Here is a 17266-nt window from a genome sequence, read left to right on the forward strand (position 1 = left end):
TTTATTATCAGGTTTTTGTTATGGATAACTGGCTGGCGCTTTTTGACGGACAGACCCGTTACTTTCTGGATATTTTTGACAGTCCAGTGAAGCCGGATGTTTTGCGTTTTCGTGGCAGGGAAGCCCTGAGCGAGCCGTTCCGGTGGGACATCGAGTTCACCACCCCACAGGCGAGCATTCCTCCGGAACAGGTGCTGATGAAATATGCCACCTTCCGGATGCGAAGCGGCAAAAATGTCCACGGCATCGTCACCCGCCTGGAATGGCTGTCCACATCAAAAGACCAGTCTCACTACCGGCTCACGCTCAGTTCCCGTCTGGCGCTCCTGGGATACACCCGGCAGTGCGCCGTGTTTCAGAACCAGTCCGTTCCGGAAGTGGTGGAGCAGGTGCTGCGCAAGCACGGACTGGAGGGACCTGATTTTGAATTCAGGCTGGCGCGCACCTACCCGCCGCGTGAAATTATCACCCAGTGGCGGGAAACGGACCTTGAGTTTATCCGGCGTATTCTGTCCGAGGTGGGCATTTACTGGCGTACGGAGATGGACGACGTGCGCGGTCTGGATACGTACATATTTGCCGACAGCCAGCTTAACTACCGGTTTGACGTGCGGCTGCCGTACCGCAAGCCCTCGGGTCTGTTTGACGGCGCGGCGGAATCGGTCTGGGATGTGCGGACCTGGCACAGGGGTTTCACCGGCACCGTCGCCACGCGGGATTACAACTACCGGACAGCCACCACGCCGATGGATGCGACGGTCAGCGTGCGTCATGATGGGGTCACCACCGGGGAGCATTACCGCTACGCCGCGCCTTACCGTGAGGCGGGTGATGACACCAGCCCGGAGCCGGAAACCGAATCCGGGGCCTTTTATGCCCGCATCCACCACGAGCGGGAACTCATCAAATCAGCCCGCATTCACCTGTTCAGCAATGCTGCCCACCTCACGCCCGGGCAGGTGCTGGAGCCGCAGGGCGATGTCATTGATGCCCTGAAAGAGGGTGTTGTCCTCACGCTTGTGACCTTCCGGGGGGCCCGTGATTCCCGCCTGCACGTGTCGGTGTGGGGCATGCCTTACACCGAACGGTACTGTTTCCGCCCTGCGGACATCCCGCGTCCGGAAATCCACGGCACGCTTCCGGCCCGGGTCGAGAGCCGGGAGAAAAATGATATTTACGCTCACCTTGACGAGCAGGGCCGCTATCGGGTGAAGCTCGACTTCGACCGGGAGGGGACGGAAGCCGGTTACAGCTACCTGTGGCTGCGGATGGCGAAACCGTATGCCGGTGACACGCTGGGCTGGCACACGCCGCTCACCGACGGGACCGAAGTGGCGATAGCATACAGCAACGGTGATATTGACCTGCCGTATATCGCATATGCCCTGCACGATTCTGAACATCCGGACCCTGTCTCCCGCGACAACCACACCCGCAACGTGCTGCGCACGCCCGCCAACAACAAGCTGCGGATGGAGGATAAGCGCGGGGAGGAGCACATCAAGCTCGCCACGGAGTACGGCAAAACGCAGCTGAACAGCGGGCATCTGGTGGACGCGCAGGAGCAGCCCCGGGGCAAAGGCTTTGAACTCCGGACCGATGAGCACGGCGTTATTCGCGTCGCAAAGGGGCTGTTTGTCACCGCGGACGGGCAGCAGAAGGCCGCAGGCGGGGTGCTGGAGATGAGCACGGCACTCAGGGAGATCGACGTCTGCCTGAAACAGCTTCAGCAGCTGGAGATGGCGGCAGAGCAGGCGCAGGCGCTGAAGGCGGATATCGACAGCCAGATACAGATGTTTGAGCAGCGGCTGAAACCGCTCAATGAAGCCGTGCTGTTCTCGGCCCCGGCAGGGATGGCGCTGACCAGCGGTGAGCACCTGCAAATGGCAGCCACAAAAAACGTTGCCATTAACGCCGGGGGCGATATCAGCGCCGGAGCAATGGGCAATGCGACCCTGCTTACCGGGGAGAAACTGGGGCTCTTTGCCCGCACCGGTCAACTGAGCCTGAAATCCGGCGAAGGGCCAATCGATGTCCAGGCGCAAAATGCGAACATGCGGTTGTTTGCGGAGAGAAAGCTGACGCTGAGCTCAGCAAGTGACATCTCGTTTGCCGGGAAAAAGCGCATCACGCTGATTGGCGGCGGGAGCTACCTGCGGCTTGAGGCCGGGAAGATTGAGTACGGTACGACAGCGACGTACCTGCGGAGAACAAAGAGAACAATGGCGGCGGCCCCGGCCACCATGCCATTACCTATTCCATTGCTTCCCGGTCAGTATCTACCGCTTAACGGAACAATTTGCATCGAGTGCCTCCTCAATGCCATCAAAGCCAATGACGCTATTGTCCAGGGAGCGTAGAAAATGAATGCCACAAATATGATCCAGGCGTTACCGGAATCGAAAAACGCACATTTATTTCTGTTACTGGAAGGTGGGGCGCAAACAACAGAATCTTTTCAGGCTTTTTATAACGAAAACGCAGCAGTTATGTATTCGTTGTATCTTCATCCACAACTTACCGAAGCCAGAGATTATGGTCCCTGGTTGTTTGCAATAAGGGATAAAGAGGAGTTAACGGCCCGTATTACCTCAACGCCGGGGTTAACTGCTGTTATCGCCTCTTCACAATCCGCAGGGGCGTTAGCCGTTCAGCTTTCTGCGGCCTGCACAATGATTTCTCCGGAAGGAGCAGCGACTTTAGTGCGTTTTTATATGCATGATGTCATTCGTCTGCTGGCGGGCCTGAAAGAACGTGAGTGGCATAGCCTATTATTCAGGGAGATTTCTCAGTGGTGGGCACCTGGTGAAAACGAATGGCAGCAGATGCACATTCCCGCTTCAACAGTAATCAATGCCAGAGACAGTGCCATACGGCTAAATCATGAAGAATGGCAACACATCACGGATAAACCTGTTGTCACCGTAGTGTTAGCCGCGTGGCAGAAAATGCCATCCAGCCAGCATTTTCCCGCCTGTGCTCAACGTGACATGGTTATAAAAGCACTGAATAAGGCCAGAGAGGCGAAAATGAAAGCGGGTACAGAGCAAAAACTTTATGCTCTTTATCATCTTAATGGCGGAAAAAAGAACCTGGAGTCAGATGATATTCAGGCTGCACTCGAAAAAGTGGTTCAGGGAAAAGTATCGCTGGAATATGTGTTATTCAAACATGCGCAATCTCAGGGATGAAAATACAGAATGGGATTCTTCAGGACGTATAAGAAAATAGACGGTGCGGTTAACCGGGGTTATGCCCGCTGGGGAAAAGGGATCTGGGGGGCATTGTTACTGCCGGTGGTGATTTATCTTGGCTGGTCGGTATGGGCGGCTGTCTGGGGGCCGCCGTCAGGGCCAGTGACGCTGATTATTCACAGCGAACTCGACAGGCCCATTTTAGAGTTTAGCGTGAATGGCATGGCAGGGGGGAATGCGTTCGCGCGTGATAAAAGCAATCCGTACGGGACCGGTCCTGGTAAATCAACTTGCTGCGGAAGCATCAGCGGGGATAAGGCAGAAATTATCTGGACGCTCAGTACCACAAGAGCCCAATACAATGCAGGGCTTCGTAAAGAGACTCGCAAGCTAACAACTCTTTTGCCAAAACGTGAGTGGGGCGAAAACTATCTCCATACCTATTTCCTGCCGGGTGACAAAGTCTATTTATGGTGGAGCACAGGTTTTAACAGTCCCACGGCTGACGATATTGCAGCCCGGGTGGAGCAAAAACGTCGGCAGAATATGCACTGATTTTAAGGGATTAAAATGGGATTTTTTAAAACGTTCGATAAAGTTGACGGTGCGGTGAACCGGGGTTATGCCCGCTGGGGAAAATGGCTCTGGGGTGTGTTGCTATTGCCGGTGGTGATTTACCTTGGCTGGTCGGTGTGGGCTGCTATCTGGGGGCCGCCGTCAGGGCCAGTGACGCTGATTATTCACAACGAAATTGACAGGCCCATTTTAGAGTTTAGCGTAAACGGCGTGGCAGGTGCGAATGCATTTGCTTATGGCGGCGGTGGGGCTACCTGCTGCGGCAGCATCAGCGGGGATAAAGCAGAAATTATCTGGACGCTGGATATCACGCATGAGCAATATCTTAAAGGTATGAGATTAGAAACACGCCGCACGGTAATGACTATGCCTGCACGCCAGTGGGGCGAAAACTATCTCCATGTTTATTTCCTGCCTGAAGAAACTGTCCGGTTATGGTGGAGCACTGGATTTAATCATCCGGACTCTCACGATATTAATGACCAAACTACAGAATTAAAAAAAGGAAAATAACATATGGATATCGAAAGTCTCATCGCCGCGGCAAACCGGGCCCAGCAGGCGGAAGATGCTGATTTAGGTAACTGTTCACGGATATGGCATGTGGGCTTCTTTTTTGATGGGATTCATCGCAATATAGAAAAGGATACACCAGAACATCGCCTCAGCAATATTGCTCGCTTGTATAGAGCATTCCCAAGCATACAGCAAAACACTCCTCGAGAAAGTTATGATGCATTTTATATTTCAGGATTAGGGACCCCTTTTAGGGAAACTATCGCCGAAAAACTTCATACCATCATGGACAGCGGTCTGGGCAGCATAACGGATGATATAACAGGCCAGCCCGGTGAAATGGCCAAAGAAGCGGGTATGGATTTTATAAAAGGCGACAACTGGTACGAGGTTTTAAAAAATCAGGGAAAGAAACTTCTTAACCCGACGGAATGGAAAAACCTGGCCTTTGATACGGCTAAAAATGCTGTTAAAAAAGTTAGTATCGAATCAACGCCCTGGCTGCGTGATAATCCTACGGTAGCCGATATGCTGGTAACAGGCGTCGATACCCGTATCACCTCCACAAAGCTAACGTTTCAAGAAGGCTACAAAGAAGCTATTAAAAAAAGCCCGGTTCCCATCAGGCTCATCTCTGTTTCACTGTTCGGTTTTGATCTCGGCGCTACCCTGGCACGTAAATTCCTGGACAGTCTGCTGAAAGATATCTGTAAGAAACAGGGCGATAAATACACTTACCAGGGCATACCGGTCGATATTGTCTTTACCGGGTTGTTTGACTGCTCGCGGCGTACATCTGCCAGCAACAACAACGGCGTGGATTACTTTATCTCTGCGTTCGGCGGTCCGGTAAAAGGGATCAGCGTATTACTGGGGGATAAATCTATCGACCAGGATACCTCACTGCCAGAAGCGGTAAAGAAAAGCCTGCATCTGGTTGCCGCCCATGAAACCCGCGTCTGGCGCTGCTTGTACCGCACCGGCAGTAATCCAGCGCATAAGGAAGAACTCTATCCCGGGTGCGCGGAGGATATCGGCGGGGGGCTGAAACCGGACGAACAGAAACCGAGTGCGGAACTCTGCCGGGTGGCGCTGCACAGAATGTACCGTGAGGCGACCATGGCGGGCGTGCCTTTCCCTTATTTTCAGATGCTTGATAAAACAGATACGGATGTAGCTGCTTATTTCATCGTCCAGGACAACGTCAAAAATCAGTCCGTTCTTCAGTGGGCAAAGGCGTACCAGAGCGCATTGCCGCTTACGTCAGTAAACACGGCAAACCAGAACCGTCATCTGGACAGCTATATCGACTGGCTGGGCCGTCAATACTATCAGTACCGCACGGAATGCATGAAATATGAAAAGCAGCGCGGCGATACGCTGGCCTCTGCTGGGGCATCTGCGGGGTTTGCTGGCATTACGCAGGAGGCGAAAAACAGAGCCGGAGAGTACGCCAGTGAACTCAGCGTGTTACAACAGCACTGGGGATGGCTCGACGACGTGAAGGATGCAGCAATCAAAATGCGAAACAGTATGGAACAAAACCCGGCGGACAGGCGCAGAGAAATTGTACCTGAGGTGTATGACTCAGCGTTGCGGCGCGCGAAGCGGTTTCTCGACTATTTCCACGCGGCGAATCTCGGCAAACCGCAGCCGTTTCCCCTCGACGCTGTGCCGCCAGAAATCTATGCGTGGTTTGTGCACGATCTGCAAACGGTGGAAAAAGGGGCGGGTATCTCGCAGAACTTTTTCGTGGTTCGCTCAATGGAAATGCCTGAGGTCTGATGGCGCGCGCGGAACAGAATTGAGATTCCTCCACTACTCCGACCTATCGCCGTTCATTACCGTAAAGCCAGCTCAACCGCTGCGAGACTGGCTTTATGAAACGTTACTCTACCGCTCTGTTATTTGGCCTGCTGACGCTGACCGGCCAGGTTCATGCCGATGTGATTGATGATGCCATTGGCAACATTCAGCAGGCGATTAACGACGCCTATAACCCTGGCAGCAGCCGTAGTGATGATGATGATCGGTATGACGATCGTCGCCGTACGGACAGCCGCCAGTATGACGATCGCCGCAGGCAGCTCGAGGACAGACGCCGTCGCCTGGATGAACGTCAGCGCCAGCTCGACGACGATCGGCGGCAGTTAGAGGAAGATGAGCGGCGGTTAGAGGATGATTACGATAGGTGATACCGTGCGGCCTGATGCCCTCACCCCGGCCCTCTCCCACAGGGAGAGGGAGAAAATCCGTTCCGGCGCTCTCCCACGGGGAGAGAGAGAAAGCTAGTCCAGCGCCAGCACCATCCCGTCATAGCCCGCTTCAAACCCTTCCGGTAGCGGGTTATCCATCATCCACACGTCAAACTGATGGCTGATATGCGTCAGGATCACCTGCGGACAGCCAATCACCTCGTTCAGCGCAACCACCGTATTCAAATCACAATGGTTGCGCGGCGTCTCCGGGCGCGGTTCATGGCTACAGTCGACAATCATCGCCTGCGGCTGATTGTTTAGCAGAAACGTCACCGTTTTATCCGGCAGTCCGGCGGTATCAGACAGCCACGCCACGCGGCTGTGGGCGGACTCCAGCAGATAGCCAAACGTGAGTTTTGAATGGTTGAGCGGCAGCGGCGTCACCCGCAGGCCCTGAAGTTCAAACGTCACAAACGGCTCCACCGTGTGGCTGAAATCCAGGATGCCCGGATGTTTGAACAGATCGTCACAGCCTGCCTCGTCTGGCGGACCGTAGACGGGAATGGTGGCGCCTACGCCCCAGCGCAGAGGGAAAAGCCCCTGAACGTGATCCATATGATAATGGGTAAGCAAAAACTGCTGGAAGCTGCCCGCAGGCCAGTCGTCCATCAGGTGTGGAATACCCGCGTCCAGCAAGGTGACCGCATCGTTGAATTTCACCGCCGCGCTACAGGGGCGACGGCGATAATTTTCCTGTAAACGCGCCCGTCGGCACGCCGCGCAGTCGCAGCCAAACACCGGCACCAGCTGCGCCCCTCCGGTTCCTGTCAGCGTGATCGTCAGACTCATAACGCACCTCTACAGCGGTTTGGTGAAGCGGAAATGGCTTTGCGTATACCCTTCACGAACATAAAAACGGTGCGCGTCCACGCGCTTCACGCTGGTGGAAAGCTCGGTCAGCTCGGCGCCTGCCTGCCGTGCGACGTCCTCTGCCCAGGCCAGCAGCTGGCTGCCCACTTTTAATCCGCGCGCCTGCGGCATCACCACCAGTTCCTGGATCTCGCCGATCCAGCGGGCGTGGTGCAGGTGAAACTGCATATGCAGGCCGATCATCCCGATGATCTGCCCGTCCAGCTCGGCCAGCTGGTAGCGCATATTGTGATCCTGCAAGTTGGCCAGATACCCGGCGTGAAAGGCCTGATGATCGAACTCGGCCTGCTTAAGTTCGCAGATCAGCGCGTAAACGATCGGCGCATCGTCGGCGGTGGCGGGGCGAAGCTGGCAGTCAGGCATGTTGTTTCTCCTTCTGGCGAATAAGCGATAGAAAGGTCTCGACTGACTGTAGCAAACTTCCGTCGTTATTGAGGAGATGGCAACCCGACGGGGTGTAACGCGCCGCCCGTTCCAGCCGCTGGTCGATCTCGCGCGCGTTTTCGCGCCCCCGCTTTTGCAGCCGGCTACGCAGAACGTCCGGGGAAACCTGCAAACAGACCGGGAGCAGCGCCGCTTCGTACCGGGCGCGAGCCTGCGGGAGATGCGCCCGCGAGCCGTTGACCAGCACGTCAAAGCCCGCGTGCAGCCAGAGGTCGATCTCGATGCCGACGCCATAGTAGTAACCGTTGGCATGCCAGCTCAGCGCCAGCAGGTTTTGCCCGGCGCGGGTAAAAAACTCCTGCTCGCTCAGGGCGATATGGTTTTCACTCCCGGCGTTTGCCGCGCGGGTAATGTAGCGGTGCGCTACCAGCAGCTGTGAATGTTCCCGCTGCCGTAACGCCGACAGCAGGCTGTCCTTCCCGGAGCCGGACGGGCCCATTAACCAGATGAGTCTTCCCATCAGAACACCCTTTTTCCCTGACGCCAGACGTGGTCGATATGAACGTGCTCGCCCTTGCGGTGCGCCAGCACCAGGTCTGCCCGTTTGCCTTCGGCAATCTCACCGCGATCGTGAAGGTTGAGCGCGCTGGCCGGGTTTTTTGTCACCAGGCGAATCGCCTGTGGCAGCGTGAAGCTGTTGCCCTCATCGTCCGCCACCCGGAACGCCGCGTCCAGCAGGCTGGCGGGGTAATAGTCAGAGGAGAGGATATCCAGCAGGCCGAGCGAGGCGAGCTTGCTTGCCGCCACGTTGCCGGAGTGCGACCCGCCGCGTACGATGTTCGGCGCGCCCATCAGGACGTTCATGCCATGCTTACGCGATGCTTCTGCCGCCTCGAACGTGGTGGGAAATTCGGCGATCACGCTCCCAAGCTGGTGGGATTCGCGCACGTGATCGTGCGTGGCGTCATCATGGCTGGCCAGGGCAATATTACGGTCCCGGCACATAGCGGCAATGGAGAGGCGATTCGGCTGCGACCACTGGGCCGCCAGCGCCAGCTGCTCTTCTTCGTAACGGGCCATCTCCGCGTCGCTGAGAGAATATTTGCCCTGATAGTATTCGCGATACTTTTCAATGTTGGCGAACTGGCGCTGTCCCGGCGAGTGATCCATCAGGGAAACCAGCGAGACCGGCTCGCGGCCCACCAGCTTCTCAAACAGCGGCAGGGTGGTGTGGTGCGGCAGCTCGCAGCGCAGGTGCAGGCGGTGCTCGGCGCGGTTGAGGCCGCGCTTTTGCGTCTCCTCCACGGCGTTGATCATCTTCTCCAGGTTCTCCAGGCGATCGCCGCCGTCGCGCACGTCGCCGATCGCCACCGCGTCCAGCACCGTGGTGATGCCGCTGGCGACCATCAGCGCATCGTGGCTGCTCATCGCTGAATGCGCAGGCCAGTCCACCTTCGGGCGCGGGGTGAAGAATTTATCGAGATTATCGGTATGCAGCTCAATCAGCCCCGGTAGCAGCCAGCCGCCTTCGCCGTCCATCGCGTCCGGTGAGCGGCTCTGGGTTTCGGCAAAGGCGCGGATGACACCGTCCCGCACCTCAACCGAGCCGTTCACGACCTCATTTTCCAGCACCAGCCTGACATTATTGATAATCATACGTTTGTCCCCATCGGGTGCAGTCTGTCCGCCACGCGATGGCGTACGGCGTCGTCGTGGAAGATCCCGACGATCGCCGCGCCGCGCGCTTTGGCCTGTTCGATCAGTTCTATCACCGCTGCGCTGTTTTTACTGTCGAGCGAGGCGGTGGGTTCATCCAGGAGTAAAATCGGGTAATCGACGATAAAACCGCGGGCGATGTTGACGCGCTGCTGCTCGCCGCCGGAAAAGGTCGACGGGGCGAGGTGCCACAGACGCTCCGGTACGTTGAGACGCGTCAGCAGGCTGGCGGCTTTAGCGGCGCAGGTTTCGCGCGGCACGCCGAGATCCAGCAGAGGCTGCATGACCACGTCCAGGGCGGAGATCCGCGGGATCACCCGCAGGAACTGGCTGACCCAGCCGATCGTCGAGCGGCGTACTTCCAGCACTTTGCGCGCGGGAGCCTGGACCAGATCAACCCATTCATTGTTATGGCGGATATGGATATGGCCTTCGTCCGGCAGATAATTGGCGTACAGGGAGCGCAGCAGGGTGGATTTTCCGCTGCCGGAATGGCCATGCAGCACCACGCATTCGCCGTTGCTGACCTCTAATGAGGCATTTTGCAGTACCGGCAGGCGGACACCGTTTTGCTGGTGGAGCACAAAGGTTTTACTGACATTTTCAACGTGGATCATGTTGGCCTCTTAATTCTGTAATACCGAGGACACCAGCAGTTGGGTGTACGGATGATGGGGATCGTCGAGCACCCGATCGGTCAGCCCACTTTCCACCACCTGACCCTGCTTCATCACCAGCAGGCGGTCCGCCAGCAGGCGCGCAACGCCTAAATCGTGGGTGACAATCACTACCGCCAGGTTCAGCTCCACCACCAGGCCGCGCAGCAGATCCAGCAGGCGCGCCTGCACGGAGACGTCCAGCCCACCGGTCGGTTCATCCATAAACACCAGCTTCGGATGGGTGACGAGATTGCGGGCAATCTGTAAACGCTGCTGCATGCCGCCGGAGAAGGTGGTCGGCAGGTCGTCGATGCGCGAGGCGGGGATTTCAACCTCTTCCAGCCAGTGCTGCGCCGTGGCGCGGATGTTGCCGTAGTGGCGCGCGCCGGTGGCCATCAGCCGTTCGCCGATGTTGCCTCCCGCCGATACCTGACGGCGCAGGCCGTCCATCGGGTGCTGGTGCACCACGCCCCACTCGGTGCGCAGCAGGCGGCGGCGCTCGGCTTCGCTCATGCCATACAGTGACACGCCCTCATACAAAATGTCGCCATTCTGCGGCGTCAGGCGCGCGGAGATGGACTTCAGCAGGGTGGTTTTACCGGAGCCGGACTCGCCGACAATGCCCAGCACTTCGCCCGGCCACAGCTCAAACGACACGTCGCTAAAGCCTTTGCCCGGCGCATAAAGGTGAGTCAGGTTATTAACCGAAAGCAGCGGTTTCATTGGCTGTTCGCCTCGCTCTGTTGGCGGCAGTAATCGGTGTCGGAGCAGACAAACATCCGTTTGCCCGTGTCGTCCAGCACCACTTCATCCAGATAGCTATGCTTCGAGCCGCAGATGGCGCACGGCTCGTCCCACTCCTGCACCGTAAACGGGTGATCGTCAAAATCCAGGCTCTCCACACGGGTGTACGGCGGTACGGCGTAGATGCGTTTTTCCCGTCCGGCACCAAAAAGTTGCAGGGCGGGCATCATGTCCATCTTCGGGTTATCGAATTTCGGGATCGGCGACGGGTCCATCACGTAGCGGCCGTTCACCTTCACCGGATAGGCGTAGGTGGTGGCGATATGGCCGAAGCGGGCGATGTCCTCATACAGTTTGACCTGCATGATCCCGTACTCTTCCAGGGCGTGCATGGTGCGGGTTTCGGTTTCCCGCGGCTCGATAAAACGCAGCGGCTCCGGGATCGGCACCTGGAAAATCAAAATCTGATCTTCAGTCAGCGGGGTCTCCGGAATACGGTGACGGGTCTGGATCAGCGTCGCGTCTTCGGTTTTTTCAGTGGTGTTGACGCCCGTTACGCGCTTAAAGAAGTTGCGGATCGACACGGCGTTGGTGGTGTCGTCTGCCCCCTGGTCGATGACCTTCAGCACGTCCGCTTCGCCGATCACGCTGGCGGTGATCTGAATACCGCCGGTGCCCCAGCCGTAGGGCATCGGCATTTCGCGGCCGCCGAACGGCACCTGGTAGCCGGGGATCGCCACAGCCTTAAGGATGGCGCGGCGGATCATGCGTTTAGTTTGCTCGTCCAGATAGGCAAAGTTGTAGCCGCTTAAGTTAGCCATTGGCGCGCTCCCGTTGCAGGCGTTTCAGCAGTTCCAGTTCGGCCTGGAAATCGACGTAGTGCGGCAGCTTGAGGTGCGAGACAAAGCCGGCGGCCTCAACGTTATCCGCGTGGGCCAGCACGAACTCTTCGTCCTGTGCCGGGCCTGCAATATGCTCGCCGTAGTCCGGCGCCTGGAGCGCACGGTCAACCAGCGCCATCGCCATCGCCTTGCGCTCGCTCAGGCCATACACCAGCCCGTAGCCGCGGGTAAAATGCGGATCTTCATTCTCTGGCGCGACAAAACCGTTGACCATTTCGCACTCGGTCATCAGCAGTTCGCCGATGTTCACCGCAAAACCCAGCTCTTCCGGCACAATTTCGACATCGAGATAACCGCTGCGGATCTCTGCAGCGAACGGGTGGTTGCGCCCGTAGCCGCGCTGCGTGGAGTAGGCCAGCGCCAGCAGATACCCTTCATCGCCGCGCATCAGCTGTTGCAGGCGGGACGAGCGCGAACAGGGATAGACCGGCGGCGTGCGGGTGATGTCATCCGGTGTGCTGCCGGTGTCCTCTTCCGCCTTCGCCAGCCCCTGGTTTGCCAGCAGGCTAAAGACGTGCGGAGAGGCGTCTTGTTCAGCGTCAGAGACGCTGAGCTGCGGTGTTTCACCGTTCGCCAGTAGAGTGAAGTCCAGCAGGCGATGGTTGTAGTCGTAGGTCGGACCAAGCAGCTGGCCGCCAGGAATATCTTTGTACACCGCAGAAATACGGCGCTCTAAACGCATTTCCGCCGTTTTCACCGGCTCGCTTACCGCCAGCTTCGCAAGCGTAGTGCGGTAAGCGCGCAGCAGGAAGATGGCTTCCACGTTATCGCCGCTGGCCTGTTTCAGCGCCAGCGCCGCCAGCTCGCGGTCTGCGATGCCGCCTTCGGTCATCACGCGGTCGACGGCCAGGTTTAACTGCTGTTCAATCTGGGCGACGCTCAGCTCGGGTAAGGCGTCATCCCCCCGGCGTCTGTGCTCCTGCAAGGCATGGGCGGCGGCGATCGCCTTCTCGCCCCCTTTGACGGCAACGTACATCAGCACACCTCCACGTGAGTGGTTCTCGGGATCGCCAGCAGGCGCTCGCCGCAGGTCAGGATCAGGTCGATACCGAGCGGGAACGGATGCGGGCGCTCGGTCAGCTCATGAATGATGCACTCCGGCAGCTGGGGGGCGACCATCCGCTCGTCGGCGATCCCTGCCCCCGTCAGGCGCAGCATGCGGCCACCGCTCAGGCTGGAGACCTGCAAAATCAGCGTAGCGCTGGTTTCCGGTGCGACGGCGCTGCCTTCGCTCAGGGCATTAAGTTGCTCATGGCTGATTTGCTCGTCGGCCACGGCGAAGACCGCCTGCTGGGGCTGATCGACCAGCTGCGCGTTGGTGTGAAAGCGCAGGTTCTGGCTGGCGATATCGTTCAGCAATGCCCCTGACAGCCATACCGGGGTGTCGTTGTCCGCCAGCGTCAGCAGCACGCTGGTAGAGGCGAGGTTCAGCGGCAGCCAGCCCTGGGAGAGCTGGTGCAGCGAGACAATGACGCCCGGCTCGCTCATGGCTTTCAGCAGTCGACGGAAACTCTGTTGGGCATCCTGGACGGCCAGGGTAAAAGCAGGTTGAAGCGTCATGCGTTGTCTCCGCGAACGAGCGTAAAGAAGTCGACCCGGCTGGTATTTACTTCGGCCTGACGCGCGGCAAGGCGTGCGGCGCGGTCAGCTTCCAGCGGGGCAATAAGGGTTTCCATTAACGTCTGAAAATGCGGCTGTTCCTGTAAAAGCGCGTCGATCGCTGCGCAGCGCTCGGCGTGCGTTTTGTCGCGCCCAAGTACGTAGCCGTAGCCCAGCGTGCCGCTTTTCAGGCGGATCACCGCGCGGGTGAGGGTGGCATCGCCGGCGAAGAAGCGCTCGCCGGTGCCGCCCATGCGTGCCTGGATCTGCACCAGGCCGATCTCCGGCGCGCGGATCGTGTCGTAATCCGGCGTCAGGCCGAGCGCGTTCATGCGGGCAGCCAGCGCAGCAGGCTGGCTGTGGGCCAGCACGCGCATCCAGCGCTGACGAGTGGAGGTGTCGAAGTGCATTCAGTGCTCCATGGTAAATTCAATCATGTCGGCGCGGGTCAGGCTGACGGAGTATTCCGTTGCGTTGACGTCGCCGTCACGGTGGTTGAGGGTGCGCACGCAGAGCAGCGGGGCCATGTTGGGGATCTCCAGCACCTTGCTCTCTTTCGCCTGCGCGCGGCGGGCGCTGATGCGCGTCTGGGTGCGTTTGAGCACGATACCCGTCGCGTCCTGAAGAAAATCATGCAGGGAACCGCTGGCGAAATGTTGCAGAACGGGCCAGAGGGTGAGGTCCGCGAAGTAGTGGTCGATCTGACAGACCGCCACGCCGTTCACCCGGCGCAACGTGCGCAGGTGAACGACGTTGTCGCCCTCCTGAATCCCCAGCGCGTCCGCCACGTGGCGGGAGGCCGGGCGCAGGACAGACAGCAGCTTTTCGCTGGTGGGGTGGCTGCCCTGATCGAGAAGGTTCTGGCTAAAACGCGCCTGGGCATTGAGCGGGTAGTCAAACGGACGCATCAGCACCAGCACGCCGACGCCCTGACGACGCTGGACCCAGCCGCGCTCCACCAGTTGATCGATGGCACGACGCAGGGTGTGACGATTCACTTCGTAGCGGTCGGCAAGCTGCTGCTCGGCAGGCAGGTAGTCTCCGCAGCGATAGTGCGTGCGCAGCTCCACTTCGAGCTTTGCCGCAATCTCTTGCCAGCGGGTGGGGTAACTGGTCGGATGTCTGGATAAGTGCATACCAATCAAAGCCTCGCTTCTCAGATGAAGTGCTTACGCAAACGTTGAGAGAGGAAATCCAGCAGGCTGACGGTGACGATGATGAGCACCATCAGGGCGCAGGTTTGCTGGAACTGGAAACCACGAATCGCTTCCCACAGGGTGACGCCAATGCCGCCTGCGCCCACCATGCCGACCACGGTGGCGGAGCGAACGTTGGACTCGAAGCGGTACAGGGAATAGGAGATGAGCAACGGCATCACCTGCGGCAGGACGCCGTACAGGATCTCTTCGATTTTGTTCGCTCCGGTTGCCCGGATGCCTTCCACCGGGCCGGGCTCGATGGCTTCAACCGCTTCGGAGAGCAGCTTGGAGAGCACGCCGGTGGTGTGGATGAACAGCGCCATCACGCCCGCGAACGGACCCAGGCCGACGGCGACCACGAACAGCATCGCAAAGACCATTTCGTTGATGGCGCGACAGGCGTCCATCAGGCGGCGCATCGGCTGGTAAACCCACCATGGCACGATGTTTTCGGCGCTCATCAGGCCAAACGGAATGGAGAGGATCACGGCGAGGGCGGTGCCCCAGACGGCAATTTGCAGGGTGATCGCCATTTCACCGAGGTAGTCCTGCCACTGGCTGAAGTCCGGTGGGAAGAAGTCGGCGGCGAAGGTCGCCATGTTGCCTGAGTCCCTGAAGAGCAGCAGCGGATCCATCTCCGCGCCCTTCCAGGAGATAACGAGCACCGCCAGCAGAACAGCCCAGCTTATGAGCGAGAACCAGCTGCGTTTTGGCGGCGGGAGGGTGATGGTTTGCATGTTGGCTCCTTTGGGTTTAGTCCCCTCTCCCTTGAGGGAGAGGGAGAAAGGCGTTACTGCACCGCTTTATTCACGCTGGTCATGGCGCCGAGCGCGGCGGTCAGGCGGTCAAGATCGTCCAGCTGCGCCTGAATTTCCGACACTTTGCTGTTCTTCTCTTCGTCCTTCAGGCCTTTGTTGTCCTTCACGCCCTGCATCTGCTTGAACAGCGCCAGCTGGCGAATCGGCACCAGTTGCAAATCGCTGGACGCGCGGAACGGTGCCCAGCCCAGACGTGCCAGAACCGCTTTCTCTTCCGGCGTTTTGCCGTAGTTCATAAAGAAGTCGTAGACCTTGTCCTTGGTGTTCTCGGAGAGGTTTTTGCGCCACACGATCGGGTCGCCCGGGATCAGCGGTGATTTCCAGATAACCTTGATTTCCTTCAGCTTTTCCGGCGCGGAGGTCTTCAGCTTGTCGAGGTTTTCAGTGTTGTTGGTAGCAACGTCAACCTGCTTATTCGCCACGGCCAGGGCATTGGTTTCGTGGCTGGCGTTAACCGTGCGCTTAAAGTCGCTGGCGGAGACGTTGTTTTTCGCGAAGACGTAGTAGCCAGGGACGAGGAAGCCGGAGGTAGAGTTCGGGTCGCCGTTACCAAAGGTCAGCTCTTTGCGTTTGGCGAGCATGTCGTTGAGGTTGTTGATCGGGCTGTCTTTGTTAACGATCAGCACGCTCCAGTAGCCCGGAGAGCCGTCTGCCGCAACGGTCTGGGCGAACACCTGGCCGTTCGCGCGATCTACCGCTTCCATAGCAGAGAGGTTGCCATACCAGGCGATGTCGACTTTGTTGAAGCGCATTCCCTGAATGATGCCCGCGTAATCCGGGGCGAAGAACGCGTTCACTTTGATCCCCAGTTTGGTTTCCATATCTTTCAGGAACGGTTCCCACTGGGGTTTCAGGTTCTGCTGTGATTCTGTCGAAATGATGCCAAAGTTCAGTGCTTTTTCCTGCTCCTCGGCGTGGGCCGGGCTTAACAGGGTGCTGATGCTGAACATGCTGGTGAAGGCCAGCGCGGCAACCGTTTTATAGCTCATTTCCATTCCTCGTTATGGGTCGTTATGCAGCCTGCGCGCGCTCTTCGACGCGGTTTACGCTGCGGTAGAGATGGTCAAAACGTTCGTTATCAAACTGGTGGCTTGCGCCATCAAAGAACACATGTCCCTGACGCAGGGCGACGATGCGCTCGCAGTAGCGCAGGGCGTAATCCACCTGATGCAGCGTCACCACCACGGTGATGCCGTCGTTCTGATTGATGTCGCGCAGGGTTTCCATCACGATGCGGGCGGACTCCGGATCCAGCGAGGCGATAGGTTCATCGGCCAGGATAATTTTGGCTTTCTGCATCAGGGCGCGGGCAATGGCGACGCGCTGCTGCTGTCCGCCGGAGAGCGTGGAGACGCGCTGGTGGGCGAAATGCGCCATGCCGACGCGGGTCAGCGCCTGTAAGGCTTCTTGCTTCTGGGATAGGGAGAACCAGCGCAGGCAGGTGCGCCAGAACGGGGTGCTGCCGAGCGCGCCAATCAGCACGTTCTCGAGCACGGTCAGGCGGTTCACCAGGTTGAACTGCTGAAAGATATAGCCCGTCTGAGCGCGGCTTTTGCGAATATCGCTCGCCAGACGCCCCGCATGTTGCACGGTGTTCCCCAGCAGTTCGACGCGGCTTTCCGGCGTTTTGTCACAGGTAATCAGGCCGCTCAAGTGACGAAGAAGGGTGGATTTACCTGAACCAGACGGCCCCAACAGCGCCACCATTTCGCCCTGCTGGACGGTCAGATCAACGGCATGCAGCGCCTTGTTGTGATGGAAGGTTTTGCTCAGTTTCTCGACGCGAATGACAGTTTGCATGTGCCCGGCCTCACGATAAATGTGGCCTCAT

General features: G+C 58.3%; 20 protein-coding genes. 6 read left to right on the forward strand and 14 right to left on the reverse strand.

What is annotated here, in order from left to right:
- The first annotated feature begins 20 nt into the window (after positions 1–20).
- The 6 genes from vgrG (at position 21) to yjdP (ending at position 6481) form a co-directional block, all read left to right on the forward strand.
- The gene (gene vgrG, locus RY075_RS01795) at positions 21–2360 is read left to right on the forward strand and encodes a type VI secretion system Vgr family protein (protein ID WP_170851283.1); all 2340 of its coding nucleotides are present in this window, start codon (positions 21–23) and stop codon (positions 2358–2360) included.
- A 3-nt stretch (positions 2361–2363) separates the two neighbouring features.
- Positions 2364–3191, forward strand: a complete 828-nt coding sequence (locus tag RY075_RS01800; RefSeq protein ID WP_061856757.1) for a DUF4123 domain-containing protein — start codon at positions 2364–2366, stop codon at positions 3189–3191.
- Between the two features lie 9 nt (positions 3192–3200).
- Entirely contained in the window at positions 3201–3749 is a 549-nt protein-coding gene (locus RY075_RS01805) for a hypothetical protein (RefSeq protein ID WP_109949083.1), read from the forward strand.
- Between the two features lie 15 nt (positions 3750–3764).
- Positions 3765–4283: a DUF3304 domain-containing protein gene (locus RY075_RS01810; protein WP_021242928.1), complete on the forward strand. Its 519-nt coding sequence runs from the start codon at positions 3765–3767 to the stop codon at positions 4281–4283.
- A 3-nt stretch (positions 4284–4286) separates the two neighbouring features.
- The gene (locus RY075_RS01815) at positions 4287–6071 is read left to right on the forward strand and encodes a DUF2235 domain-containing protein (RefSeq protein ID WP_063944865.1); all 1785 of its coding nucleotides are present in this window, start codon (positions 4287–4289) and stop codon (positions 6069–6071) included.
- Between the two features lie 95 nt (positions 6072–6166).
- Positions 6167–6481, forward strand: coding sequence for a DDRRRQL repeat protein YjdP (gene yjdP / locus RY075_RS01820; RefSeq protein ID WP_063944864.1), 315 nt, complete (start codon positions 6167–6169; stop codon positions 6479–6481).
- 93 nt (positions 6482–6574) lie between these two features.
- On the opposite strand, the gene phnP is transcribed toward yjdP, so the two are convergent.
- Genes phnP through phnC form a run of 14 tightly spaced genes read right to left on the reverse strand, consistent with a single transcriptional unit; the run spans position 6575 to position 17235 of the window.
- Positions 6575–7333 carry a phosphonate metabolism protein PhnP gene (gene phnP, locus RY075_RS01825; protein WP_109949081.1) on the reverse strand — a complete coding sequence of 253 codons (759 nt, stop codon included), beginning with the start codon at positions 7331–7333 and terminating at the stop codon, positions 6575–6577.
- A 9-nt stretch (positions 7334–7342) separates the two neighbouring features.
- Positions 7343–7777, reverse strand: coding sequence for an aminoalkylphosphonate N-acetyltransferase (gene phnO, locus RY075_RS01830; RefSeq protein WP_015570217.1), 435 nt, complete (start codon positions 7775–7777; stop codon positions 7343–7345).
- A complete protein-coding gene (gene phnN / locus RY075_RS01835; protein WP_086531977.1) occupies positions 7770–8321 on the reverse strand; it encodes a ribose 1,5-bisphosphokinase in 552 nt (183 codons plus the stop codon). The genes phnO and phnN overlap by 8 nt, the downstream gene beginning before the upstream one ends.
- On the reverse strand, positions 8318–9454 hold the full coding sequence (gene phnM, locus RY075_RS01840) for an alpha-D-ribose 1-methylphosphonate 5-triphosphate diphosphatase (protein WP_003860229.1): 1137 nt from the start codon (positions 9452–9454) through the stop codon (positions 8318–8320). The genes phnN and phnM overlap by 4 nt, the downstream gene beginning before the upstream one ends.
- Positions 9451–10131 (reverse strand): phosphonate C-P lyase system protein PhnL, encoded by a 681-nt coding sequence (gene phnL / locus RY075_RS01845; RefSeq protein WP_003860227.1) that lies wholly within the window; start codon positions 10129–10131, stop codon positions 9451–9453. The genes phnM and phnL overlap by 4 nt, the downstream gene beginning before the upstream one ends.
- Before the next feature lie 9 nt (positions 10132–10140).
- Positions 10141–10896, reverse strand: coding sequence for a phosphonate C-P lyase system protein PhnK (phnK, locus tag RY075_RS01850; RefSeq protein ID WP_003860225.1), 756 nt, complete (start codon positions 10894–10896; stop codon positions 10141–10143).
- A complete protein-coding gene (gene phnJ / locus RY075_RS01855) occupies positions 10893–11738 on the reverse strand; it encodes an alpha-D-ribose 1-methylphosphonate 5-phosphate C-P-lyase PhnJ (RefSeq protein ID WP_006810438.1) in 846 nt (281 codons plus the stop codon). Before phnJ ends, phnK begins: the two co-directional genes overlap by 4 nt.
- Positions 11731–12795 (reverse strand): carbon-phosphorus lyase complex subunit PhnI, encoded by a 1065-nt coding sequence (locus RY075_RS01860; RefSeq protein WP_109949080.1) that lies wholly within the window; start codon positions 12793–12795, stop codon positions 11731–11733. The genes phnJ and RY075_RS01860 overlap by 8 nt, the downstream gene beginning before the upstream one ends.
- Positions 12795–13379: a phosphonate C-P lyase system protein PhnH gene (gene phnH / locus RY075_RS01865; protein ID WP_048209965.1), complete on the reverse strand. Its 585-nt coding sequence runs from the start codon at positions 13377–13379 to the stop codon at positions 12795–12797. The genes RY075_RS01860 and phnH overlap by 1 nt, the downstream gene beginning before the upstream one ends.
- Complete coding sequence (gene phnG, locus RY075_RS01870) at positions 13376–13828, reverse strand: phosphonate C-P lyase system protein PhnG (protein WP_003860217.1); 453 nt, start codon at positions 13826–13828, stop codon at positions 13376–13378. The genes phnH and phnG overlap by 4 nt, the downstream gene beginning before the upstream one ends.
- Positions 13829–14554: a phosphonate metabolism transcriptional regulator PhnF gene (gene phnF, locus RY075_RS01875; RefSeq protein WP_003860215.1), complete on the reverse strand. Its 726-nt coding sequence runs from the start codon at positions 14552–14554 to the stop codon at positions 13829–13831.
- Positions 14555–14574: 20 nt separating this feature from the next.
- Positions 14575–15354 carry a phosphonate ABC transporter, permease protein PhnE gene (gene phnE, locus RY075_RS01880; protein ID WP_023302942.1) on the reverse strand — a complete coding sequence of 260 codons (780 nt, stop codon included), beginning with the start codon at positions 15352–15354 and terminating at the stop codon, positions 14575–14577.
- 53 nt (positions 15355–15407) lie between these two features.
- Complete coding sequence (phnD, locus tag RY075_RS01885) at positions 15408–16424, reverse strand: phosphonate ABC transporter substrate-binding protein (RefSeq protein ID WP_023324026.1); 1017 nt, start codon at positions 16422–16424, stop codon at positions 15408–15410.
- Between the two features lie 22 nt (positions 16425–16446).
- A complete protein-coding gene (gene phnC / locus RY075_RS01890; protein WP_032608263.1) occupies positions 16447–17235 on the reverse strand; it encodes a phosphonate ABC transporter ATP-binding protein in 789 nt (262 codons plus the stop codon).
- Between the last annotated feature and the right edge of the window lie 31 nt (positions 17236–17266).

Origin of the sequence: Enterobacter sp. JJBC, from assembly GCF_036936505.1 — a bacterium.
In the GTDB taxonomy this organism is placed as follows: Bacteria; Pseudomonadota; Gammaproteobacteria; order Enterobacterales; family Enterobacteriaceae; genus Enterobacter; species Enterobacter hormaechei_C.